Consider the following 22770-nt stretch of genomic DNA (forward strand, 5'->3'; position numbering starts at 1 on the left):
CGGACGGGGCGGCCGAGGCCGCCCCGAACCGCGCTTGGGAGGCTTACTGGAAGAAGTCCGGATAGCCCTGGGTCGAAACATCCCAGACTTCGATCTTGCCGTCGATGATTTCGGCCTTCATGGCCTCGACCTTTTCGACATAGGCGGCCGGGATCATGTCCTTGGTATGCTTCATGTCGGACAGCGCGACGCCGTTTTGCGCGAGTCCGAAATCCATCACTTCACCGCCAGGGAACTTGCCATCGGCGTAGTTGTTGATGATGTCTTCCACGGCGACATCCACCCGCTTGATCATGCTGGTCAGCACATTGCCGGGCGCCATGCCGTCCTGGTCGGTGTCGACGCCGATGGCATAGGCGCCGGCGGCCTTGGCGGCCTCGATGATGCCGATACCGGTGCCGCCCGCGACCTGATAGACGATGTCCGCGCCTTCATCGAACATGGCCTTGGCCATCTGCTGGCCCTTGGCCGGGTCGCCGAAGGAATCGGAATAGGCGACCTTGACCTCGATATCGGGATTGATGGCCTTGGCACCCTGGATATAGCCGACGATGAACTTGTCGATCCCCGGCGCCTTTACGCCGCCGATGACGCCGATGATTGGCTTGCCGTTGATCCCCTTGATGGATTCGTCGGTCGTGACCTGGGCGGCCAAGGCGCCGGCCAGATACGAGCCCTCATGCTCGCCGAAGACCACCGATGCGACATTGTCGCCCTTGCGGGTCTGGTTCATGATGACCCAGTTGGCCTCCGGATAGTCGACGGCGAGTTTTTCCATCGGCTCGCCGTGGATCCATTCAAGGCTGATCACCAGCCCGAAACCGCCGTCGGCGGCGCGGCGCATGATCTCCTCGCCCTGGGCCGCGACATCCTTCGATTCGATCGGGCGTCCCTCGATGCCGGTGTTTTTCAATCCCGCCTGGAAGCCGGCATTGGCGGTGTCGTTCCACGAGCCGTCGCCGAGACCGCCCTGGGCTATGATCAGGGCGGCCGGCGCCACGTCGGCGGCCTGCGCCGATACCGACAGGCCCACTCCCATTGCGGCCAATCCGCAGGCGATCGCTGTTGCTTTCAACATCTCATTTCCTCCTGTTAACTGGATTGGACACGCGTCCGCCGAGGCTGAGGATGTTCGGCCCATCATGGTCCGCAACCTCGCTCGGTGCCGATACCAGACGCATGTCGTAGGTGTAGTACTCCCCGTGATAGACGGCCTCCACGGCCTCGACCAGCCGCCCCGATCCGTCGTAGCTGCGGCGGAAAACGACCATGACCGCCGCCGGATCGTCGAGGCCGAGAAGCAGCGTTTCCTCCGCATTCGCGATCCGGGTCGTCACACGTTCGCGGGCCTCGCGGACCTTGAAACCGGCCTCGTCAAGCGCGTGGTAAAGGGAGAACCCGCTGTCGTTCAACGCCTCTTCGTTTCGGCCGTTGAGCGCGCCGACGCGGCGCGCGACGTGGGCCGGCACGATCGACCGGTGTATGGCGCAAGGCAATCCGTCCAGCGAACGCAGCCGGCACAGATAAAGTGCAGGACCGTCGCAATCGAATTCCCTGACCTGTTCCTCGGACGCCGCCTCCAGGGCGATCAGCATTTGCTGGGACTGCTTGCCCTCGCCCGCCGCTGATTCCGTGAAGCTCAGCAGGTTTCCGGCACGGCGGTGCAGCGACGGACGTGCAACGAAACTGCCGGCACCCTGACGACGGTGCACGATACCGTCGCTGACGAGTTGTTCGATGGCGCGCACGACCGTGCCCCGGCTGACGCCGTGATCGGCACAGAGCTGGGCTTCACTCGGCAGGCGGTCGCCGGGCTTGAAGGCGCCGTGCGCGATCCTGCTTCGCAGATCGTCGGCGAGCATGAGGTAGCGCGGCTGGGCAAGATGTCTCTGCATGGACACAGACTAATATGTCCAGTTGACTAGTCAAGTTGAATCCCACTTTTCGGCACCGACGCTTTGCATGGACGGAACGCGGCGCTCCAAACGATAGCAGAAAGGTCTCGTATCTAATTGATATCAAAGAAAATTCGTCCATCGGACACTGCGCATGCCGCAGCGCCCGTGCGGTGTTGTCAGGCGCGGCCCAGCAGGCGCTCCACCTCAAGCCCGTGGCTGAGCAGGCGTTCGTCCGCGCCGCCAACGGCGCACAGAAGCAGGCTCGTCGGCATCAGCGCCTTGTCCGTTCCGTTGGGCAGCGCCAGTCCCGGCATGTTCAGGAAATTGCCGATCGAGGTGTTGCGCAGGACCTTCAGATTGGTCTTGTGAAACAGTTCATCGTCGGCCTCCAGCGGCTCGATTTCGGGCGCCGTCATTGCCGTGGTCGGCATGGCGACCAACCCGCCATCGACGAATTCGGCCAGCTCTTCGGCGAGGCTCTCGCGCGCCCGCGAAAGCGTGATGACATCGGCCGCGGACATCGCCTTGCCGCCCATTATGCGGGACACGACACGGGCGTCGATCCGGCTGACCGAATTGCCGTCCACGAGATGGCGGTGCTCCGCGTAGGCGTCCGCAGCCGTGATGGTCCCGTGCTCGAGAGCCAGTTCCGCGGCCCTGGCGAAAATCTCGGAGGGCCCGCGGACAATGCGCGCTCCCGCCGCCTCCAGCCGTCCGATGCTCTCACGGAAATTGGCCTCCACGTCGGGATCAAGATCGTCGAGGATGACGGCCTCTGGCACGCAGATCCTGAGCCCGGAGACCGATCTGCGCCGCACCCCCGTGGTAACGGCACCCAGAAGCACCGCATCCAGCAGCACGCAGTCCTCCACCGAGCGGGCGAGCGGCCCGACGGTGTCGAGCGTTCGGGAAAGCGGAAAGACACCTTTCTTGCTGATGCGTCGCTCACTCGGCTTGAAACCGACAATGCCGTTGAACGCGGCCGGGATGCGGATGGAGCCGCCGGTGTCGGTGCCGATCGAGCAGGGAACGTAACCGGCAGCGACCGCGACGGCCGAGCCGGACGAGGAACCGCCCGGAACACGGGGCGTTCCGTTGCTGTGCGGATTGTGGGGCGTTCCGTAATGGGGATTGAGCCCGAGCCCGGAATAGGCGAACTCGGTCAGGTTGACCTTGCCGAGCGTGACCATGCCCGCCGACGTGGCATTGGCGGCAACCGGCGCATCCATGTGGGCCGGATCGCTTCCCCTGAAGATGTTCGATGCCGCGGTGGTCCTGTGCCCGGCAAGGTCGACGAGATCCTTCCACGCGATGGGCACGCCATCCAGCGGCGAAAGCGGCTGGCCCGCCGACAGTCTTTTTTCCGATGCCCTCGCCTCGGCGAGGGCGCGCTCATGGGTGATCAGGATGAACACGTTGCCCGATTTATCGGCTTCGGCCTTCGCGAGAAGATGCCGGGTCAGGTCCACGGGGCTCGCCTCACCAGCCGCCAGCGCCCGGCCGACGGCCGATGCGGAACGGGATGACAGTTCGTCGAGATCAACCATGGCATTCGGCTCCGTGCATGACCGGATGCTCGCGGTCGAAAGCGACCGGCTCCGCGATATTGAGAAAAGTGTCCAGCGAACGGCGGATGCGGCTTTCCTCGACGCCCCGCGTAATGAAGACCAGCCGCGATCTCCGGCTGCCGTCGGGCCAGCTCTTCAGATGGAGCGGCGGATGCACAACGTGCTGCACGCCGTGTATGACCACAGGCGTCTCGCTTTCGCGCACGTTCAATATGCCCTTGACCCTGAGGATCTTCTCGCCGTGGGCGTGCAGGACGGCGGTCAGCCAGATCCCGAAGGCCGTCCAGTTGATACTTTCCGACAAATCGATCGTAAAAGCATGGGCCGTGCCCGAGTGATGGCCGTGGTCGTGCTGGTGCGTCGCGCCGTGCGCCTCGTCTGCGAACCAGCCCGCGACCTCCTGTTCACGGGTGTCTTCCTCGGCAACGCTGCGCTCGAACAGAAAAGACGCGTCAAAAGCGCGGCCGCCGCTCCTGCGCAGCGGCGCGAACGGATTGCACCGCCTGACCTCGGCTTCCAGCGCAGCCATCCGACGCCTGTCGGCCAGGTCTGACTTGGTCAGCAAAAGGCGATCCGCCACGGCGACCTGCTTGAGCGCTTCGGGCTGGTTGCGCAAGGTGTTGAGGCCGGCAACCGCATCGATGGTGCAAACGACGTTTCCGATGCGAAAGTGGTTGCGGATGACCGGCTCGGCAAGGACCGTCGAGACGATCGGCGCCGGATCGGCCAGTCCCGTGGTTTCAACAAAAACCCTGGAAAACGGTTCGATGGCGCCGGACGAAACCTTTGCCTGCAGGCCGCGGATCGTTTCCTGAAGGTCGGAGCGGATGGTGCAGCACACACATCCGTTCTCAAGCAGCAGAACGCCCTCGTCCACCTCCTCGAGCAGGATGTGATCGAGCCCGATCTCCCCGAATTCGTTGACGATCACCGCCGCGTCGGAAAACTCGGGACGCCGCAACACTTCGTTCAGAAGCGTTGTCTTTCCGGATCCGAGGAAGCCGGTGATCACGTTGACCGGAATCATGCCGGCACCCTTGCAAGATCCCGAAGATAGCCTTCGTCCAGCGGGTCGATCGGCCTGCCGGAAAGACGCTCGACTGCCGACCAGACCGCCTGAAGGTCGTCGACCACCTCCTGCCGGCCGGTCGGCGACGAGACGACGTAGCTCGTCGCCTGGAAATCGCCGACCTTCATGCGGCGCGGCCGCAGCGCCGCGTTGACGAGCCTGGTTCGCTCGATGCGCTCGGAGCGCGGCGTCGGCGTTCCGTCGCCGCCGAACGCCTGCCGGTGCGCCGAGATTTCCGCCCAGTGAACAATGCCAAGCAATCCGCAAAGGCCGCACATTGGAAAACTCCGTCTGTCCCTAGCCCGCCCGCGGCGAGCGCCGGACGAAGTCGTCGGCAATCTCGTCGAAGGTGGTGAACTTGACCCCGGGATGGCTGATGATGTGGTTGTAGAGCCGCTCCAGCATCAACAGCACCTGCGGCTTGCCGGAAACGTCCGGATGCAGCGTGAAGGTGACGACGCCGTAGTCCATCTCGCGATAGACCCAGTCGAACTGGTCGCGCCACATTTCCTCAAGATGGCGCGGATTGACGAAACCGTGGCTGTTGGGCGCCGCCTTCATGAACATCATCGGCGGGAGATCGTCCAGGTACCAGGACGCGGGAATCTCGACGAGATCGGTTTCCCGGCCGCGCACCAGCGGTTTCATCCATTCCTCGGGATGCTTGGTGTAGTCGATCTTCGTCCAGCTGTCGCCGACGCGGATGTAATAGGGCTCGAAATCCCGGTGCATCAGCGAATGGTCGTACTTGATGCCCTTCTTCAGAAGCAGTTCGTTCGAGACCGGCGAGAACTCCCACCACGGTGCGACATAGCCGGTCGGCCGGCGCCCGCAGAGCTTCTCGATGAGGTGTATGGACTTGTCCATCACCGCTTCTTCCTGCTCCGGTGTCATGGCGATCGGGTTCTCATGGCTGTAGCCGTGCATGCCGATCTCGTGACCGGCTTCGACCACCGCCCGCATCTGCTCGGGAAATGTCTCAATGGAATGGCCGGGAATGAACCAGGTCGTCTTGATTCCCCAGCGGTCGAAAAGCTTCAGAAGGCGCATGGAGCCGACTTCTCCGGAAAACAGTCCCCTCGAGATGTCGCACGGGCTGTCCTCGCCGCCATAGGATCCGAGCCAACCGCCGACGGCGTCGACATCCACTCCAAAGGCGCAAAAAATCTCCTTGGCCATAGTAAATTCCTCCAGTTTGCGGACCCGGGGAAGGCCCTTTGCTTGGGTTTCGGATTACGCGGAAGGCTGCTGGTCGAGCACCACGGTTGCCCGCGCCGGTCTCCACCGCAGCGTCACTCTGCCGCCCGGTTCAACGCCGCGCCCGGCGATCTTGTCGGCATAGGTCTCAAGCCGCAGGCTGCGGCCGTCGTCCAGGGCGACAGTCGGATAGGCGAGCTGACCGACCCGGTCGATGCTGCCGACGACACCGTCAATCGTGTCGAACGACGTGTCGGCCGCCCGGCTGCCGGCGCCGTCGATTTCCACATATTCGGAAGGCACGACGACCATCGCGTCGCTGCCCGATTTCGCCTCGCTTGCCTGGAATGCCGGCGTTCCCTGTAGCGGGCCGAACGGTGTCTCGACGACTGCGCGGTCATTGCCGGCGCCTGCCAGCGTTCCCGAAAACAGGCTGTTGCGTCCGATGAACCGCGCGACAAACGGCGATTTCGGACGGGTGTAGAGTTCGAACGGCGCCGAGATCTGCTCGACGCGCCCGGCATTCATGACCACGACCCGGTCGCCCATCGAAAGCGCCTCCGACTGGGCGTGCGTGACGAACACGAAGGTGATGTTGAGCGAACGCTGCAGGAGCTTGAGCTCCTCCTGGATCGACTTGCGCAAATTCGCGTCAAGCGCGCCGAGCGGCTCGTCGAGCAGCAGCATGTCCGGTTCCGTCACAAGGCCGCGCGCCAGCGCCAGGCGCTGCTTCTGGCCGCCGGACAGCGAGGTCTCCTTGGCATCGGCAACGTCGCCGAGGTGCAGCTTGTCTATGATCGCGCCCACGCGGCGGCGCTTTTCCTCGGTGCCGATGCCGCGGACATCGAGGCCGAAGCCGATGTTCTCGCGCACGGTCATGTGCGGAAAAATCGCGTAGTTCTGAAAGATCGTCGCGGTCGGCCGGCGCTCGGCCGGAACGTGCGTGTAATCCTTGCCGCGGATCAGCAGCTTGCCGGAGGTGATGTCCTCAAGCCCGGCGATCATCCTCAGCGTCGTCGTCTTGCCGCATCCGGAGGGGCCGACAAAGGAGATGAACTCGCCCGGCTCGACCTGCAGGTCGAAGGCTTCGACCGCAACGTTGCCGCCCGGATAGACCTTTCCGATTTTCAGCAGTTCGAGATCGTATTGCTTCATTGTCGGCATCTTCTGCTTGCGGGGCTGGAAGGGAGGGGCCTATGCCCCTCCCCGGTTTGCCGGTCAGGCGCTCAGGAATTCGTCCCAGCGCGCGATCAGGTGGTCGTAGCGGTCCGGCCACTGGTGCCAGTAGGACACGTGGCTGGCACGCTGCTCGAGCGAGCCGCCGTCGCGGACATCGCCTTCCTTGATGCCTCTCTCGCCGGCGCCGACCCAGGGTTTGCCCTCGTACCAGAAGCCGTATTTCTCCGGCGACATGACATCCTTGATGGTCGTCGTCGGCGAATAGTAGCCCTGCTCCGACACGGTGATTGCCGGCGGTCCTGACAGCCAATAGTCCGCATAGGCCTTGACGGCATCGGCATTGGGGGAGTTGCCAATGAGTGAAATGCCGATTGCCCACCCGCGGTAGCCTTCCTTGGGGACCGCATAGGAGCATTCGATCCCCTGGGCCTTGACTGCCATGACCGCCGGCTGCCAGGCGTCCGCGAGGATCATCTCGCCGGAGGCCAGCAGATTGACCAGTTCGCCGAAATCACCCCACAGCGCCCGGAACTGTCCGTCCTTCTTCTTGGAAATCAGGAATTTCGCGGCCTCGTCGATTTCCTCGGCGTTCGGGTTGCCGGGATTGGGAACCTCCAGGAGACCGAGCGAATTCATCGCCAGAATGGCCTGGCCGAAAGCGATCAGCGGATCGACGTTGAGACCGGTCTTGCCCTTGAACTTCGGATCGAACAGCGCGGTCCAGGTGTTCGCTTCCTCGGCACTGACAAGATCCGGGCGGTAACCGATCGAGTCGAAATTGTAGACCGTCGGAACCATCCAGAGCTCTGTCTTGCCTTCATCGGCCCAGATCTGTCCGGAGATCTGTGCACCCGGCGCGATGCGCGGATCGGTGTCGGTGAACGTCGCACGGATATTGCCCCAGTTCGACAGGTCCGACGTCGCGATCGGCTTGATCGTGTTGGTCGCCGTCATCGCCGGCAGGCGTTCGCCGATGGTCTCCCAGCAATCGTAGGCGCTTGAGCCCGACAGCAACTCGGTCTGGGTGTTCGGAAAGATGTCGGCCTTGCCGGATACGGCGCTGACACCCGACTTCGACTTGAAGTCATTGAGAATGCGTTCCTGGACGGTGACCGACAGGCCCACGGTCCGCAGCTGCAGGCCGTTCAGGCTGCCGGCCGCACGGGCCAGGCCCGGATTCAGCAAGGCGGCTGATCCGAGCGCTCCGGTCGTTGCCAGAAACTTGCGGCGGTTCATTGTGAAGTTGCTCATTGTGTTCGTCCCTATTGAGTTGGTTAGCGGGCGGATTGTTCTTGTTGTTATTCAGTAGCGGCCGACCAGCAGGCCCCCGTCGACCGTGATTGTCTGTCCGGTGAGGTATCGCGCGGCGTCCGACGCCAGGAACACGATGACATCGGCGATATCTTCGGGTTCGCCGACGCGGCCCATCGGAATGAAGGATGCCGCCGCCTCCAGGCCGGCGGGGCCCAGAGAGTGCTCCTCGGAGAGCGCCTGGGCGGTGCGGATATAGCCGGGCGCGACGCCGTTGACCCTGATGCCGCTGGAGGCGAGTTCCACGGCAAGACCGCGGACCAGCCCGACGACACCAGACTTGGCTGCGGAATAGTGCACGTGCTCGTCCCAGCCATAGGCGACACCCATGATCGACGAGAGGCAGACGATGGATCCGGAGCGTGCTGCTTTCATGCCCGGCGCGGCGGCGCGAACGAGCCGCATCATGCCCTTCAGATCGATATCGAACGTGCGGTCCCACTTCTCGTCGCTCAGTTCACCGAGCGGCACCTTGTGGGCGATGCCGGCATTGTTGACGATGCAGTCGATGCCGCCGAACCGGTGTTCGATGTCGCGAACCGCGGCGTCGCACGCGGCACTCGATGTCACGTCGAGGTGGCGGAACTCGGCTGTTCCGCCCGAGGCACAGATCGCCTCGGCGACGGATCGGCCTTCGTCCTCAAGAATGTCGGTGACCATGACCCGGTATCCGGCGCGCCCGAAAGCCGTTGCCGTGGCCCTTCCGATGCCGATGCCGGCGCCTGTGATCAGAACTGTCCTGGAAGTCATATCCGCGCTCCTCACAACATTACGTCGCCGCAGTTGGGGCCGAGGGTCTGGCCGACATAGGTCCGCGCATCGTCCGATGCCAGAAACGCCACGGTCGCGGCGACGTCCTGCGGCTCGCCGAATCGCCCGAGCGGCAGGTCGGCTGCCTTGGCCTCGCGCCAGTCAGGCGAAAGCGCCCTGACGAGTTCCGTGTTCACGGGCCCCGGGGCGACAGCATTGACCCGCACGCCGGCGCCGCTGACCTCGCGGGCCAGAGCCTTGGTAAGGCCGATGATGCCGGCCTTTGCCGCCGAGTAATGAACCAGCTCGACGCCACCGATCTGGCCGAGTTGCGAGGCGATGTTGACGATCACGCCCTCGCCGGCGGCAAGCATCGATGCGATTGCGCGCCGGCAGCCCAGGAAACAGCCGCGAAGGTGCACGGCGATCATCCGGTCCCAGTCCCCGGCATTCATTTCCCGGAACGGCACCTGCTGGACGATGCCGGCATTGTTGACGAGCAGGCCGCAATGGCCCCAGCTTTCCTCGCACAGGGCGAAGGCCCGCTCGATGCCCTGCGATGACGAGACGTCGCCCTCGATGGCCAGCGCCGTGCCGCCGGCGGCGCTGATCTGCGACGCCGTTTCATCCGCGGCCTTCGGCGACAGGTCGTTGACGACAACCCTTGCGCCCTCGGCGGCCAGCCGGACAGCAATCGCCCGGCCGATTCCCGCACCGGCGCCGGTGACGATGGCATTGCGGTTCGAGAGCCGGCTCACGCGATGTCCTCCTGCATGTCGGAGAACCGCGCACGCGCCCGGCGGGTCGAAAGGCCCATCAGGATGCCGTAGACCGTCAGCACTGCGAAGGAAAACAGCGTGGTCAGGATGCCGAATGCGAAAAGGTTCGGATGGATCTCGACGGCAAAGGTGCCGTAGATCGCGATCGGCATGGTGACGTCGGAGCCGGCGGTAAAGAGCGTTCTCGGAAACTCGTCATAGCTCAGCGTCAGGGCAAACAGCATGGCGGAAAGAACGCCCGGAAAGATCATCGGGAACGTCACCTTGCGGAAGGTCCTTGCCGGCGGCACGCCCAGCGACCAGGCAGCCTCCTCGACCGACCTGTCGAAGCGGTTGAAAATGGCGAGCATGACCAGGAAGGCGAACGGGTAGGTGTAGACCACGTGCAGCACGAACGCCGTGCCCCACCAGGACCGGTCTATGCCGAGTTGGTCGGCGACCAGCGCCATGCCGAGGCCGAGAAGGACGCCCGGCACCATCATGCCGAGCACGACCAGATAAAACACCACGCCGGAGCCCTTGAACCTGGTGCGGAAAGCCTGGGCCGTCAGCGTTCCGAGTACGGTCGAGACGACCATCGTCGCGAAGGCGAGACTGAGCGATCGTGTGAGCGCCTCGGCGATGGGCAGCGGCGCGATGCGGGACGGCGGCGCCAGGCCCATCACGTGCTGGTACCAGAATGTCGACCACTCACGGATCGGGAATTGCGGCCCGCCCTCCGGTCCCTGCTGGAAGCTGAGGATGGCCATGACGGCGAACGGCCCGTAAAGGAAGGCGATGAAAAGCGCCGTGTAGAGACCGAGAAGCCAGCGAAGTCCGACGAGATGATGCATGGTCTCAAAGCTCCCGCTGCAGATTGACCAGCCGGAGCAGGCCGGTGATCACCACGGCCATCACGGCGGTCAGCACGACGCCGGCAACGGCGGCGAATGCCCATTTCAGCGAACCGACCTGGGTGACGATGATGTTTCCAAGAAGATTGACCTTTCGCCCGGAAAGCGCTGAGGCGGTTGCAAATTCACCGAGAACCATCACCGACACGAAGATGGCCCCGACAACCACGCCCGGCAGGCTGAGCGGAAAGATGATCTTGCGGAAGATCGTGAGCGGCGTGGCGCCAAGGTCGCGCGCCGCCTCGATGAGGCTGTCGTCGATCCGCGCCAGCATGAAGGCGATCGGGCCGACCATGAAGACCACGTAGATCTGCACCATGCCGATGATCACGGAGAGCTCGGTGAATAGCAGAACCTCGATCGGTCCGGAGATCAAACCGAGCTTTTCGAGCACGATGTTGATCGCCCCTTCCTTGCCGAGCATCGGCCGCCAGGCCAAAACCCGGATGAGGAACGAGGTCCAGAACGGGATCACGCAGGTAACGAGAAGCACCGTCTGCAGGGTCTTGTTGCGCACGAACCGGCCGATGAAGAGCGCCGTCGGGTAGCCGGCCAGGAATGTCAGGACCAGGACCGTCAGCCACAGCCGCAGGGTGCGTATCAGCGCGCCGTAGTAGGTTTCGGAGCCAAAGAAGGCCGCCCACGACTTCGTGGTCAGGGTCGAGTTGATCGCAAAGGTCGTCTGCGTCCAGAAGCTCACATAGACCATCATGACCAGCGGCACGATGAGGAACAGCACCATCCAGGCAACGCCCGGAGCCAGGAGGAAGAAGTGCAGATTCCGGCGCCAGAAGCTTTCCCTGCCCGCTTCCTCCGGGATGTCATGTGTCACGGCACTCATTGGGCAACCTCCAGAACGGGCTCGTGCCGGAGCATGCCGCCGCCCTTGCCGTACAGCAGGACGTTCTCGACGGGCCAGCGCAAAATCCGCTTCTCACCCTGCCGCATGCCTCTCGGATCGACTGCGCTCAAATGTTTTTCGGCTTCAATCACGCCGCCGTCCGGACGCCGGAAAAAATAGACGACGCGGGAGCCGAGAAACTCGCTGGCTATGAATTCCGCCTCCATCTGCGCCGAGCCGGACTGGCCGCGCGAATCCGGATCGCAGATCGCGACATTGTCGAAACGGAAAACGTAATGGACAGCTCCGGAGACGCCCGGCGGCATGGCAAGGCGCGCGCCGGCGGTCTCGAACGCGCCGCCCTGCCCGGACCCGGACAGGATGTTGTAGGCGTTGAGGAACCGCGCGACCTGCACGTTCGCCGGCCGGCTGAAGATGTCGTGCGGGGTGTCGACCTGAATGGCCCTGCCCGCATCGAGCACGATCATCCGGTCGCCCATGGCAAGCGCCTCGGCCTCGTTGCCTGTGACATGCATGAACGTCACACCGAGCGCCGAACGGATCCTGCGCAGTTCGACCGTCATGCGCTCACGCAGATTGGCATCGAGTGCGCCCAGCGGTTCATCGAGCAGACAGATGCGCGGCTCGCAAATCAGCGTCCGCGCAAGCGAGACGCGCTGACGCTGACCGCCGGAAATCTCGCCGACCATGCGATCGCCGAATTCCTCCAGCCCGACCAGTTCCAGCATCCGCTCGACCCGGTCGTTCACTGTCCGCTGATCCGATACGGGATCGATCTGCCGGTAGCGCAGGCCGAAGGCCACGTTGTCGAAAACGGACATATGCGGAAAAAGACCGTATTTCTGCTGGACGAAACCGAGGCCCCGCAGATGCGGCGGCGTTCCCGTCACGGTTTTTCCGTCGAGGACGATGGCGCCCGTATCGGGGCGCTCCAGGCCGGCGATCAGACGCAGAAGCGTCGATTTTCCCGAGCCGGACGGTCCCAACAGGGTCAGATACTCGTCATCTTCTATTTCAAGGCTGAAGTCCCGGACGGCGATATTGCCGCCAAACGACTTGTTCAGCCCTCGGATTTCCATCATCTCCGCCCCCGGCTTTCCTCTAAGCCCGCTCTTATTGATCGATGTAATAATGCTTTTTGTGTTCAAAAGTCAATTATTGATCTGGCGATTATTACTAGATTTTAGGGATATCGTTGATTTCTCGGCATATTTTTCTGGATAATCATCGCCGTATCGTGTACAAAGTACACAAAATTCATTCTTTGATGGGAAGCAGATGAGCAGCAGCGAGGCCATTCCGATCGATCCGTCCGCACCGCGATACGCGGTCATCGAGAAGCTGGTGGAGGCCGCGATCGAGCGCGGGACACTGCCGGCAAGGACGGTCCTCATGGAAGGACCGATCGCCAAGCTCTTCGGAACCAGCCGCACGCCGGTGCGCGTAGCGCTGAACAGCCTGTGCGACCGCGGCCTGCTACTTCGGTTCGAGGGGCGCGGGTTTGTCGTTCCGGGGGACGGAGACCCGGTGCGCGCGCCGCTGACCGGGCCGATGCTGGGATTGCCCGAGGATGTCTCGCCCGACCCCGCGCCCGTCACGTCGCAGCGCATCGCCAGGGATTTCGAGACCGTCCTGGTTCACGCGCTCCCGTTCGGCAGGTTCGGCGTCAACGAACAGGCCATGGCCGACCACTACAATGTCAGCCGCACGGTCGTCCGCGAGCTCCTTTCGCGGCTGCAGGATCGCGGCCTGATCAACAAGAACCGCCGCTCCCACTGGGTCATCGGGCCGCTCACGGCGCGGGAGGTCGCCCAGTATTTCGCCATTCGCAGCAAGCTGGAGCCGCTGGCGCTGGAAGATAGTGCGCCGCGCCTGCCGGCCAGGGACATCAAGGACATGTGGGGGCGGTTGCAGACTGCCCTCGACCAGGGCGACGACCTGTCGAGCGATACGCTCGAGGAACTTGAATCGGACATGCATGTGCGTTTGCTTGCCGGGTCCAACAACAGCCATTTGCTGCGCATGGTCCACCAGAGCCAGCTGGCGCTCGTCGTGAACCGGGTGTTCGCATCGTTTATCGGGACCGGACCGTTCAAAAACTCGCTGCGCGAGCATGCCATCGTCTTCGAGTTCATCATGCGCGGCGCCTATGAGATGGCGGCCCAGGCCCTGGAAGAGCACCTGAACCTGGCCGCTCGCCGCACACGCCAGAGGCTGATGACCCTTTCGGTCTTTCCCGAGCCGGAATTTCCGAGATACCTGGTCAAGCGCGCATCCTGACGCGTGTGGACCGCGTCGAGCGGATCAACTAGAACGACGAACGTTTTCGATCGGAGACTGATGTGGCAACGAAAGCGGACAGGCAGGCGGACAGTAGGGACAATCCGTCCAGGGCGCCCGGTGAGACTGCCAGCCATCCGGCACCGGCGGTGGGACGCGGGAAGCTGACGCTACGGGTCCTTGGCACGTCGGTCACGCAGATTCCGCCGCTCAAGCACGCCGCCGAGCGCGACCTTGGCCTTACCCTCGAATTCATAACCCTGGACGGCACCGAAGCGCAGCGCCGCGGCGCGCTGGCGCCGCACAGTTTCGACGTGTACGACCAGTGGTTCCACGATCTCGACCTTATCTGGCCGACCGGTTCGATCCGCGGCATAGACATCGGCAGGATCACGCGCTGGGACCAGATCAACGACCTGCCGAAGACGGGAAGACTGTCGCCGTCCTCGACGTCCGCGTCGGGCGGCGACCCGAGCAAGAGGCTCTTCGTCCAGCTTGACGGATCGCTCGGCGGAACGCCATCGGACCGCATCAGCATGGTGCCGACCGTGCACAATGCCGACAGTTTCGCCGTGGTCGGGGACCAGGCCGGCAAGATCAACAGCTGGGGCAGCCTGCTTGATCCGAAATGGTCCGGCAATGTCATCCTCCAGCGCGATGCCGCGATCGGCTGCCTCGACATGCTGCTCGCGCTGAAGGCCCGCGACGAACTGCATGTCGGCGACATGGGAGACCTCACGCTCGAGGAGATCGACGCCGTCACCGAGAAACTCGCCGGCTATTGCTCGATGGGGCAGTTTCGCCGGATCTGGGCCGACGAAGCCGAAGCCATCGCCGCGCTGCGCGGCGGCATCGACCTGATCGGCAGCCTGTGGTGGTCAGGGGCCGTGAAACTGCGGCGGTTGGGGGTTCCGGTTTCCATGGTCACCCCGGTCGAAGGCTTTCGCGGCTGGTTCGGCGGCATGGCCCTGTCGACGCATCTGCGCGGCCGCGAACTCGACGCCGCATACGACTATCTCAACTGGTGGCTCGACGGGTATGCGGGCGCGGCGATGGCGCGCCAGGGATCCTACATGTCCAATCCGGAAGCCGTCCGACAACATCTGACAAAGGCAGAATGGGATTTCTGGTACGAGGGCAAACCGGCGGGCGGCCCGATTACGGACTGGGACGGCTACACCGTCTATGACGTCGGCGAAAGCCGCGGCGGCGGCAGCTACCAGCAGCGCATCGACAAGATCGTTGTCTGGGATGCGGTCATCGAAGAGCACAACTATCTCGTCCGGCGCTGGGAGAACGCTATTTCAGGATGAGCAATCCTGTCTTCCGGGCTTGCTACCAGCCAGGCTGATCGGGATCCGGCAACGGGATGGCATCCAGCAATTCGCGGGTGTATTGCGCCTCGGGCGCATCGAAAATCCGCTCCACTGGCGCGTATTCGACGATTGTTCCACGGTTCAGGACCAGAACCTGCGAACACAGCCGCCGTATGACCGACAGGTCGTGGCTGATGAAGGCCACCGTGAGACCGAGCTCGCGCACCAGGTTTTCCAGCAGATTGAGAACCTGCGCCTGCGACGACACATCAAGCCCGGAGACGATCTCGTCGGCGAGGATGAAATCCGGACGCATGGCAATTGCGCGGGCAATTCCGACGCGCTGGCGCTGGCCGCCCGAAAGTTCGTGCGGATAGCGGGCCCGGAACGATCCCGGCAGTCCGACGTGGTCCAGCGCCTCGTCGACGCGGGCGTTGATCCGGTCAAGGCCGTGGATGCGCAGCGGGTCCGCGATGATCGCGCCGACGCGGCGCCGCGGGTTGAGCGAGGACATCGGGTCCTGGAAGATCATCTGCAGCCGCCGCCGCAGCGGCCGCAGGGTTGCCTCGTCGAGATGGCCGATGTCCCTGCCCTCGAACGCGATGGATCCGGCCGTCGGTTCCAGCAGGCGGATGAGCGTTCGCCCGAGGGTCGACTTGCCGGATCCCGAACCGCCGACGATGCCGAGCACGGATCCGGCTTCGATATCGAAGTCCAGCCCCTTTAGTATGTCGACCATCGGCGCGCGGCCGAGGGGCGGCTTGTTAGCGAAATCGGGAAGCGACAATTCAAGTCCGCGAACCCGGAACATCGGCGTGCCGCTACCCATGGTGCCAGGCTCCGTCGGCCGCCTCGATCTCCGCCGTCACCGCAGTGATCACGGCACGATCCACCGGCATGAGCGAGGTAAAGGGTTCGGTGAATTTGGGTGTCGCCGCCAAAAGCGCCTTCGAATAGCCGTGGCGCGGCCCGGCGTAGAAGTCGGCGACATCGGCCTGCTCGATGACCTTGCCGGCAAACAGCACGGTCAGGCGCTGGCAGACCTTCGAGACCACGCCCAGATCGTGGGTGACAAACAGCATGGCCGTCCCGTGGCGCTCCTGCATCTCCCGGATCAGGCGCAGGATCTGCTTCTGCACCGTCACATCGAGCGCCGTCGTCGGCTCATCGGCGATGACCAGCTTCGGATTGGCGGCAAAGGCGGAGGCGATCAGGACACGCTGCCGCATTCCGCCCGACAGTTCGTGCGGGTAGCTGGCCAGCACGCGCTGCGGGTTGTCGATATGGACCTCGTCCAGGAGCTCCGCGGCGCGGTTGGCCGCATCGCGCCGGGTCCAGCCCAGTATATCGATCAGCCGGTCGGTGATCTGCGGGCCGATCCGGCGCGAGGGGTTGAGCGCGGTCAGCGGATCCTGCGGGATGAGGGCCGCCTTGGCGCCGATCAGCCGGCGGCGGTCGGCCTGCGGCATCGCCAGCAAGTCCTCGTCGTCGAGCTGTACCTGCCCCTCGGCAATCTCCACGGCCGCCGGAAGAATGCCCAGAACGGCCTTGCCGATCATGCTCTTGCCGGCGCCGCTTTCCCCGACCAGACCGCAGACCTCGCCGCTGTTCACCTCGAGCGAGACCGAGCGCAGGAGCCTGTCGGATGTGCCCCTGATCACGGCGCTGAGATTTTCGATCTGCAGAAACGGGGTCATCGCAGCACCGGATCGAAACGGTCTTTCAAGCCTTCGCCGAACTGGCTGAAGGCGAGGACAGTCAGGAACAGCACGATCAGAGGGCAGACCAGCACCCACCAGGCCTGATGAATTGAAATGCGGCCTTCGGCGATCATCCCGCCCCAGGTCGGCGCATCGGTGGAAATCGACAGATTGACGAACGAAAGGATCGCCTCGACGATCACCGCGATCCCCATCTCCAGGGTCAACAGGGCAACGATTGTCGGCAGCACGTTGGGGCCGATTTCCCGCCACAGGATGGCCGCTCGCACATGACCGGCGACGACGGCGCTGGAGACGTAGTCCATCTGCGACTGGTTCATCGCCTCGGCTCGCACCACCCGGCAGAAGCGGGTCCAGTCGATGACGATGATGGCAATGACGATCGACCAGAGACCGGTGCCCAGCACCGCAATCAGCAAGATGGCGAACAGCACCGGCGGAAATGCCATCCAGATGTCGACCAGCCGCGATATCACCGCATCGGCCCAGCCTCGGTAGTAGCCAGCGATCAGGCCCAGCACCGAACCGATCACCGCCGTCGCCAGACCCGCGATCACGGCGACGGTGAGCGCGATCCGCCCGCCATAGATAATGCGCGAAAGAACGTCCCGCCCCAGGCTGTCGGTGCCGAGCAGGAAACCGGGTTCCGCGCCATCGACCCAGAACGGCGGCAGCCGCGCGGCAAAGAGATCCTGGGCCAGCGGGTCGTGCGGGCTGATCCATCCGGCAAGCAGTGTCAAAAGGGCGACGATCGCCAGCCACCCCCCGGAGAGCCACAGCCTCAGTCCTGCTTTCCGCTTCACCGTGCCGCGCCCGTCACGCATGGCGCAATCTCGGATTGAGGAGGGCATAGGTCAGGTCGACGACGAGATTGACCACCGTGAAGAGCAAGGCGAAGACGAGGACAATGCCCTGGATCAGCGGCAGATCCCGGTTGATCACCGCGTCGATCGCCATGTTCCCCAGCCCCTCATAGGAAAACAGCCGCTCGATGATCACCGTTCCGCCGATGAGAAAGGTGAACTGCACGCCGATCAGCGTCAGCGTCGGCAATACGGCGTTCCGCAGCGCCTCGAACAGGATGACGTGGTTCTCGCCGTAGCCCTTGGTCCGGGCGAGCACGACATAGTCGAGATGCATGGTTTCCTTCAGCGACTGTTTCAGCAATTGCCCGATGATGGCGGCGAGCGGGATCGCCAGCGCCAGCGCCGGCATGAACATGTGCTTCAAGAGGTCCCACCACAGGTCGAAGCGCAGTCGCAGGATGCTTTCAAAGGCGTAGAACTGGGTGGTGAACGGCAGATCCAGCGACGGCGAAATGCGGCCCGAGATGTGAAATACGGGATAAAGCACGCCGAGCGTCAGGATCAGCACCAGCGCCCACAGGAAATCCGGGATGGAAAGGCCCGCACCGTTGGCGACATCGATGACGGCTTCGGTCCGCCCGCCGCGAAAGCGGGTGCCCGTCAACGCCATGGCGCCGCCGATGATGACCGCCAGAACCAGCGCGAATATCGACAGTTCCAGGGTTGCCGGCAGGCGTCCGAGGACAAGCGGCATGACCGGCTGCCGCAGCGAGATGGACGTGCCGAAATCGCCCTGCAGCACGCCGGTGAGCCAGACGACGAATTGTTCGGGTATCGATTTGTCGAGCCCGTAATGGGCGGTCAGCCGGGCGATGTCCTCGTCCGTCGCTCCCGGCGGCAGCATCATCGCGATCGGGTTGCCGGGCACGATGCGTATGACCACGAACACGATCACCGCCGCGCCGAACAGGGTGATCGCCATCATGGCCAGTCGCATCAACAGTAATTGCAGCAGCCTCAAATTCGACCCCCCGGCGCGCGAGAGCCGCCGCGCAGGCGGCGGCTCCGGTGCAAGTCTCGTCCGTTACGAGCGTTTCATCAAGTGCGGCAGCAACGCGCCGGACGCATGCGGCGTCACCTTGACCGCGGACGAATGCAGGATCGGCTGAACATATTGCAGCAAGGGGATGACGAGCGCGTTCTCCGCAATGTAACGATCCACGTCCTTCCAGCCCTGGATACGCTTTTCCTCATCCGCTTCGCCCCAAAGGGGTCCGATCATGTCGACAAGGTCCTCGCCGTCCCACACGGAGTGCGGCGAAGGTCCGAACATGGCAAAGCCGGTGGACGTCGTCGGATCGCCAACCGAGTTGCCCCAGTTGTAGAAGGCCGCCGGAGCCAGCGTATCGGCGGCCCGGAGCTCGAAGTGCTTGGCGATCTCGTAGACCTCGATTTCCGCCTCGATGCCGACCTTGCGCCACAGGCCGACGATCGCCTGGATGATCTCGTAGTCCTTCGGCTTGAAGCCCCGGGTGGTCTGGATCTTGAACTTGACCGGGTTGTCCGGCGAGAAGCCGGAGGCGGCCAGGAGTTCCTTGGCCTTTTCCGGATCGTAGCCGACCGTTATCGACGGATCGTAGGCGATGTAATCGGGCGTCTGGAGCGTGTCGATGGCAACGCCGTAGCCGGACAACAGCCGATCGATGATCAGCTTCTTGTCGATCGCCAGGGCGGCCGCCTTACGGACATTCTCGTCCAGCATCGGCTCGACATCGTTCAGGAAGATCATGCCGATATCCGAGATCGGCGCGGACGTTCCCTCAATGTTGGCATTGCCCTTGAGGCGGTCATACTCCTCGTAGGGCATCTCGATGGTGACATGGGCATTGCCGGATTCGATCTCCGCGACCCGCGAGGCCGCGTCGGTCACGAACTTGATGGTGACGGTTTCGAACTCGGGCTTGCCGCCCCAGTAATTCGGGTTCGCCTTCAGCCGGACGAACGCATTGCGCTCGAACTTGTCGACCATGTAGGGGCCCGTACCGATGGGCGCGGCCTCGAATCCTTCCGGCCCGACCTTCTCGTAGTAGGCCTTCGGCAAGACGTAGCCGGTCAGGAAGTACATCCATTTGAATATGGTCGGCTCGAACCGCACCACATCGGCGGTGACCATGTTGCCTTCCGCCTTGACGTTGCCAATTGTCGACCAGATGAACTGGATCGGATTTCCGGTCGCTTCATCACCCGCCCGGGTCAGGGACCAGGCGACGTCTTCAGCGGTGAAAGGCGATCCGTCATGCCAGGTCACGCCTTCGCGGACCTTCATCCAGATCTGGCTCTTGTCATCGTTCCAGCCCCACTCCGTGACAAGGCCGGGCGCCGGCGACAGATCCGGCTGCTGCAGGATGAACTGATCGAACACCGACTGGTAGATGGCCTGCAGTGTCGGGTTGACCGCCGAGAGGCCCACCGTCGGGTCCCACGAAGGCAGGTTGACGTTATAGGCGATGACAAGCTCGTCAATGTCCTGCGCGTAGGCCCTGGTGCCGATCATGCCGGCCACGGCCAGCGCCGTTGATCCCTTCAATACCGTGCGTCTGGAAAGTTCACTCATGTTTTCCTCCCTGTGATGACATTTTCTCTTTTGCAGTCTCTTGCATGAACTCAAGTTCCGGCCAGCTTGCGGGCCAGAAGATAGCCCGGCCCTGCTCCTGTCCCGGCTCCCGGCCAAACGGCGGCACCCGTCAGGTGCAGGTCCTTGACCGGCGTGTTGCCCGAGGCGAATCCGCGCCGCGGGCGGAACAGGAAATGCTGCGTCAGATGGTGGCTGCCGCAGATCTGGTCGCCGCCGACGAGGTTCGGATTGTCCGCCTGCAGGTCGAGCGGCGAGACGATGTGGCGCGCAATGATGTTTTTGCGCAGGCCCGGCGCATGGGCCTCGATGAGGTCCATGACCCGTTCCGCATAGGCCTCCTTGACCTGATCCCAGTCGCCGCCCCCGATTTCGCCCTTGGCATCGCCGGCGATCTCGGCCGGCACCATGCGGACCTGCACCCACAGCACGTGCTTGCCCTCGGGCGCACGTGACGGATCGATCGCCGTCGGCTGGCCGACAACGATCACCGGCTCGTCGGGCAAAAGGCCGGCGACCGCCTGCTGGTAGGTTCGCGCCATCTGATCGAGCGACGGTGCGATGTGCACATAGGCGAATTCCCGCAGTTTCGGCGAGGCCTTCCAGTCCGGCAGTTCCGACAGCGCGAGATGCATCATCATCGTTCCGGGCGCGTGCGCATAGCCCGCCATCGCGCGGTCGAAATCGGCATCGCCGGTTCCGCCGCCGGTCAGTTCCGCCAGGTTCCTCGGTGAAATATTGGCAACGACCGCCCGTTTGGCCGCGATCCGCGTTCCGTCGCCGAGTTCGACCCCGGTCGCCCGCGGCCCGTCGGTGACGATGCGGGTCACCGCCGATCCGCAACGGACCGTTCCGCCGCCCTCCTCGACGAGTGCGAGCAGTGCCCGGGTCAGCGTGTCGGCGCCTCCCTTGCCGATCACCATGCCGAAGCTCTGATTGGCCATCGATTCCAGATAGGGAAAGATGGCTCCGCCGGCGATATCGGGGGCGAAGTCGAGGTGCATCCCCCATGCCGCCAAGGTCGCGCGCACGTGATCGGATTCAAATGTCTCGCTGAGCCAGGTGCGCGGCGAGGCGATGAGAAGCCGGGCGAGCGCTGTTGTCCACGCCCCGCCCTTCTTCCACAGTGCCTTCGCCAGGAGCCGCCCCTGTATATGCGTTTTCATAGGACTGCCCAGAAGCGCGAAAATGTACTCAGCCTTTCCGGGGAACTCCTCGACCAATTCGCCCCAGGTCTCGGCATCGGCCTCTGAGAACGCGGCGATGCGTTCCCGAGTGGCCGCAAGGTCGGTGCCGACGCCCAGCCACTTGCCATCGGGAAACACACTCGCAAAGCACTTGTCAGCGGGGACGAATTCCAGCCCGCAAGCCCCCAGTTTTTCTGCATATTCACGGTTGAATGCCGAGCCGGCAAACAAGCTGAGGTTCATTGCCGCCCAGTCATGGCGAAAGCCGGGTTCGGTGAGTTCGAGGGTCTTGACCGCGCCGCCTGGCTCGGAGGCCTGCTCGAGAACGATTGTGCGCCAGCCCTTTTGCTGCAGGTGTGCGGCGCATACCAGACTGTTGTGCCCGGAACCAATGATGGCGGCGTCAAACTCTTCGAGCAATATTTGCGTCCTTCTACCGCAAAGATAATTGCAAATGCATATTTAATTGTCTAGCATGAATTTGACCGGGGTGATCCGAACCCCAGGCGATACCAAGGGAGGACGAATGATGAATGCCGCCGAAACATTGGGAGACGTCGCCCAGCTTCTGCTCTCCGGCAAAGTTGAAGTGGTCGACCTTTCGGGGCCTCTCGGTCCGGATACGCCGCTGTTGAAATTGCCGCCGGAACTGGCCAAGGACACGCCGAAGATCGAAGTGCACAAGATCTCGGAATATGATGACGACGGCCCGTTCTGGGCCTGGAACTGGCTGAAGATCGGCGAGCATTCGGGCACGCATTTCGACGCGCCGCATCACTGGATCACGGGCAAGGACTACGCCGATGGCTATACGGACACCATTGCACCGCAGAATTTTGTCGCGCCGGTGAACGTGATCGATTGCTCGGCCCAGGTTGCGGAAAATCCCGACTTCCTGCTCGATGAGGCGGGCGTCAAGGCCTGGGAAGCCGAGCACGGCGAAATCGGCGAAGGCGAATGGGTCCTGATGCGCAGCGACTGGGACAGCCGGGCGCACAGCGAGGCGCTGTATCTTAATGCCGACGAGACCGGCCCCCATTCGCCCGGTCCGACCGTCGACTGCATCAAGTACATACTCTCGAAGGGCGCCGTCGGCTGGGGCACCCAGTGCATCGGCACCGATGCGGGACAGGCCGGCGGGATGGAACCCCCGTTCCCGGCACACAACCTGCTTCATGCCGCCAACAAGTACGGGCTGGCATCGCTGGCCAATCTCGACAAGCTGCCGCCGAAGGGCGCCATACTCATTGCCGCACCACTTAAGCTGGTCAACGGTACCGGGAGCCCGATACGGGCCATGGCGCTGGTCGCACGCTGACCGG

General features: G+C 63.5%; 22 protein-coding genes. 3 read left to right on the forward strand and 19 right to left on the reverse strand.

Features of this window, described 5'->3' with window-relative positions:
* Positions 1-43: 43 nt before the first annotated feature.
* The 13 genes from E4M07_RS21915 to E4M07_RS21975 form a co-directional block, all read right to left on the reverse strand.
* Complete coding sequence (locus tag E4M07_RS21915; protein WP_136660531.1) at positions 44-1078, reverse strand: BMP family ABC transporter substrate-binding protein; 1035 nt, start codon at positions 1076-1078, stop codon at positions 44-46.
* A 1-nt stretch (position 1079) separates the two neighbouring features.
* Positions 1080-1895 carry a GntR family transcriptional regulator gene (locus E4M07_RS21920; RefSeq protein WP_246660554.1) on the reverse strand — a complete coding sequence of 272 codons (816 nt, stop codon included), beginning with the start codon at positions 1893-1895 and terminating at the stop codon, positions 1080-1082.
* A gap of 179 nt (positions 1896-2074) precedes the next feature.
* The gene (locus E4M07_RS21925; RefSeq protein ID WP_136660533.1) at positions 2075-3445 is read right to left on the reverse strand and encodes an amidase; all 1371 of its coding nucleotides are present in this window, start codon (positions 3443-3445) and stop codon (positions 2075-2077) included.
* Positions 3438-4493, reverse strand: a complete 1056-nt coding sequence (locus E4M07_RS21930) for a GTP-binding protein (RefSeq protein ID WP_136660534.1) — start codon at positions 4491-4493, stop codon at positions 3438-3440. Before E4M07_RS21930 ends, E4M07_RS21925 begins: the two co-directional genes overlap by 8 nt.
* Positions 4490-4813 (reverse strand): hypothetical protein, encoded by a 324-nt coding sequence (locus E4M07_RS21935; RefSeq protein WP_136660535.1) that lies wholly within the window; start codon positions 4811-4813, stop codon positions 4490-4492. Before E4M07_RS21935 ends, E4M07_RS21930 begins: the two co-directional genes overlap by 4 nt.
* A gap of 19 nt (positions 4814-4832) precedes the next feature.
* A complete protein-coding gene (locus tag E4M07_RS21940; protein WP_136660536.1) occupies positions 4833-5714 on the reverse strand; it encodes a polysaccharide deacetylase in 882 nt (293 codons plus the stop codon).
* Between the two features lie 54 nt (positions 5715-5768).
* On the reverse strand, positions 5769-6887 hold the full coding sequence (locus E4M07_RS21945; protein ID WP_136660537.1) for an ABC transporter ATP-binding protein: 1119 nt from the start codon (positions 6885-6887) through the stop codon (positions 5769-5771).
* Positions 6888-6950: 63 nt separating this feature from the next.
* Positions 6951-8162 carry an extracellular solute-binding protein gene (locus E4M07_RS21950; RefSeq protein WP_136660538.1) on the reverse strand — a complete coding sequence of 404 codons (1212 nt, stop codon included), beginning with the start codon at positions 8160-8162 and terminating at the stop codon, positions 6951-6953.
* 51 nt (positions 8163-8213) lie between these two features.
* Positions 8214-8972, reverse strand: a complete 759-nt coding sequence (locus tag E4M07_RS21955; RefSeq protein WP_136660539.1) for an SDR family NAD(P)-dependent oxidoreductase — start codon at positions 8970-8972, stop codon at positions 8214-8216.
* A gap of 11 nt (positions 8973-8983) precedes the next feature.
* Positions 8984-9730, reverse strand: coding sequence for a 3-oxoacyl-ACP reductase family protein (locus tag E4M07_RS21960; RefSeq protein WP_136660540.1), 747 nt, complete (start codon positions 9728-9730; stop codon positions 8984-8986).
* Complete coding sequence (locus E4M07_RS21965) at positions 9727-10584, reverse strand: ABC transporter permease (protein ID WP_136660541.1); 858 nt, start codon at positions 10582-10584, stop codon at positions 9727-9729. The genes E4M07_RS21960 and E4M07_RS21965 overlap by 4 nt, the downstream gene beginning before the upstream one ends.
* A 4-nt stretch (positions 10585-10588) precedes the next feature.
* On the reverse strand, positions 10589-11485 hold the full coding sequence (locus E4M07_RS21970) for an ABC transporter permease (protein WP_136660542.1): 897 nt from the start codon (positions 11483-11485) through the stop codon (positions 10589-10591).
* Positions 11482-12588 carry an ABC transporter ATP-binding protein gene (locus E4M07_RS21975; RefSeq protein ID WP_136660543.1) on the reverse strand — a complete coding sequence of 369 codons (1107 nt, stop codon included), beginning with the start codon at positions 12586-12588 and terminating at the stop codon, positions 11482-11484. The genes E4M07_RS21970 and E4M07_RS21975 overlap by 4 nt, the downstream gene beginning before the upstream one ends.
* A 196-nt stretch (positions 12589-12784) precedes the next feature.
* On the opposite strand from E4M07_RS21975, the gene E4M07_RS21980 reads away from it, so the two are divergent.
* Positions 12785-13786: a GntR family transcriptional regulator gene (locus E4M07_RS21980; RefSeq protein WP_136660544.1), complete on the forward strand. Its 1002-nt coding sequence runs from the start codon at positions 12785-12787 to the stop codon at positions 13784-13786.
* Positions 13787-13848: 62 nt separating this feature from the next.
* Positions 13849-15099: an extracellular solute-binding protein gene (locus tag E4M07_RS21985; RefSeq protein ID WP_206057344.1), complete on the forward strand. Its 1251-nt coding sequence runs from the start codon at positions 13849-13851 to the stop codon at positions 15097-15099.
* Positions 15100-15121: 22 nt separating this feature from the next.
* Here E4M07_RS21985 and E4M07_RS21990 read toward each other — a convergent pair whose 3' ends face one another.
* The 6 genes from E4M07_RS21990 to E4M07_RS22015 all read right to left on the reverse strand — a co-directional run bounded on the left by E4M07_RS21990 (position 15122) and on the right by E4M07_RS22015 (position 21868).
* On the reverse strand, positions 15122-15931 hold the full coding sequence (locus E4M07_RS21990; protein WP_206057345.1) for an ATP-binding cassette domain-containing protein: 810 nt from the start codon (positions 15929-15931) through the stop codon (positions 15122-15124).
* Positions 15924-16799 (reverse strand): ABC transporter ATP-binding protein, encoded by an 876-nt coding sequence (locus E4M07_RS21995; RefSeq protein WP_136660545.1) that lies wholly within the window; start codon positions 16797-16799, stop codon positions 15924-15926. Before E4M07_RS21995 ends, E4M07_RS21990 begins: the two co-directional genes overlap by 8 nt.
* Positions 16796-17647, reverse strand: a complete 852-nt coding sequence (locus E4M07_RS22000; protein WP_136660546.1) for an ABC transporter permease — start codon at positions 17645-17647, stop codon at positions 16796-16798. The genes E4M07_RS21995 and E4M07_RS22000 overlap by 4 nt, the downstream gene beginning before the upstream one ends.
* Positions 17640-18650 carry an ABC transporter permease gene (locus tag E4M07_RS22005; protein WP_281404995.1) on the reverse strand — a complete coding sequence of 337 codons (1011 nt, stop codon included), beginning with the start codon at positions 18648-18650 and terminating at the stop codon, positions 17640-17642. The genes E4M07_RS22000 and E4M07_RS22005 overlap by 8 nt, the downstream gene beginning before the upstream one ends.
* Before the next feature lie 63 nt (positions 18651-18713).
* Complete coding sequence (locus E4M07_RS22010) at positions 18714-20183, reverse strand: ABC transporter substrate-binding protein (protein ID WP_246660555.1); 1470 nt, start codon at positions 20181-20183, stop codon at positions 18714-18716.
* Positions 20184-20293: 110 nt separating this feature from the next.
* Entirely contained in the window at positions 20294-21868 is a 1575-nt protein-coding gene (locus tag E4M07_RS22015) for an NAD(P)/FAD-dependent oxidoreductase (RefSeq protein ID WP_206057346.1), read from the reverse strand.
* A 109-nt stretch (positions 21869-21977) separates the two neighbouring features.
* Here E4M07_RS22015 and E4M07_RS22020 point away from each other — a divergent pair, with 109 nt between their 5' ends.
* Complete coding sequence (locus E4M07_RS22020; protein ID WP_136660593.1) at positions 21978-22766, forward strand: cyclase family protein; 789 nt, start codon at positions 21978-21980, stop codon at positions 22764-22766.
* Positions 22767-22770: the final 4 nt, after the last annotated feature.

The sequence above is a fragment of the Nitratireductor sp. XY-223 genome, assembly GCF_004959855.1.
GTDB lineage: Bacteria > Pseudomonadota > Alphaproteobacteria > Rhizobiales > Rhizobiaceae > Hoeflea_A.

Excerpts from the sequence above, each read along its gene's own strand:
- E4M07_RS21915 (WP_136660531.1), bottom strand. The coding sequence starts at position 1,078 with ATGTTGAAAGCAACAGCGATCGCCTGCGGATTGGCCGCAATGGGAGTG.
- E4M07_RS21920 (WP_246660554.1), bottom strand. The coding sequence starts at position 1,895 with ATGCAGAGACATCTTGCCCAGCCGCGCTACCTCATGCTCGCCGACGAT.
- E4M07_RS21925 (WP_136660533.1), bottom strand. The coding sequence starts at position 3,445 with ATGGTTGATCTCGACGAACTGTCATCCCGTTCCGCATCGGCCGTCGGC.
- E4M07_RS21930 (WP_136660534.1), bottom strand. The coding sequence starts at position 4,493 with ATGATTCCGGTCAACGTGATCACCGGCTTCCTCGGATCCGGAAAGACA.
- E4M07_RS21935 (WP_136660535.1), bottom strand. The coding sequence starts at position 4,813 with ATGTGCGGCCTTTGCGGATTGCTTGGCATTGTTCACTGGGCGGAAATC.
- E4M07_RS21940 (WP_136660536.1), bottom strand. The coding sequence starts at position 5,714 with ATGGCCAAGGAGATTTTTTGCGCCTTTGGAGTGGATGTCGACGCCGTC.
- E4M07_RS21945 (WP_136660537.1), bottom strand. The coding sequence starts at position 6,887 with ATGAAGCAATACGATCTCGAACTGCTGAAAATCGGAAAGGTCTATCCG.
- E4M07_RS21950 (WP_136660538.1), bottom strand. The coding sequence starts at position 8,162 with ATGAGCAACTTCACAATGAACCGCCGCAAGTTTCTGGCAACGACCGGA.
- E4M07_RS21955 (WP_136660539.1), bottom strand. The coding sequence starts at position 8,972 with ATGACTTCCAGGACAGTTCTGATCACAGGCGCCGGCATCGGCATCGGA.
- E4M07_RS21965 (WP_136660541.1), bottom strand. The coding sequence starts at position 10,584 with ATGCATCATCTCGTCGGACTTCGCTGGCTTCTCGGTCTCTACACGGCG.
- E4M07_RS21970 (WP_136660542.1), bottom strand. The coding sequence starts at position 11,485 with ATGAGTGCCGTGACACATGACATCCCGGAGGAAGCGGGCAGGGAAAGC.
- E4M07_RS21975 (WP_136660543.1), bottom strand. The coding sequence starts at position 12,588 with ATGATGGAAATCCGAGGGCTGAACAAGTCGTTTGGCGGCAATATCGCC.
- E4M07_RS21980 (WP_136660544.1), top strand. The coding sequence starts at position 12,785 with ATGAGCAGCAGCGAGGCCATTCCGATCGATCCGTCCGCACCGCGATAC.
- E4M07_RS21990 (WP_206057345.1), bottom strand. The coding sequence starts at position 15,931 with ATGGGTAGCGGCACGCCGATGTTCCGGGTTCGCGGACTTGAATTGTCG.
- E4M07_RS21995 (WP_136660545.1), bottom strand. The coding sequence starts at position 16,799 with ATGACCCCGTTTCTGCAGATCGAAAATCTCAGCGCCGTGATCAGGGGC.
- E4M07_RS22000 (WP_136660546.1), bottom strand. The coding sequence starts at position 17,647 with ATGCGTGACGGGCGCGGCACGGTGAAGCGGAAAGCAGGACTGAGGCTG.
- E4M07_RS22010 (WP_246660555.1), bottom strand. The coding sequence starts at position 20,183 with ATGATCGGCACCAGGGCCTACGCGCAGGACATTGACGAGCTTGTCATC.
- E4M07_RS22020 (WP_136660593.1), top strand. The coding sequence starts at position 21,978 with ATGAATGCCGCCGAAACATTGGGAGACGTCGCCCAGCTTCTGCTCTCC.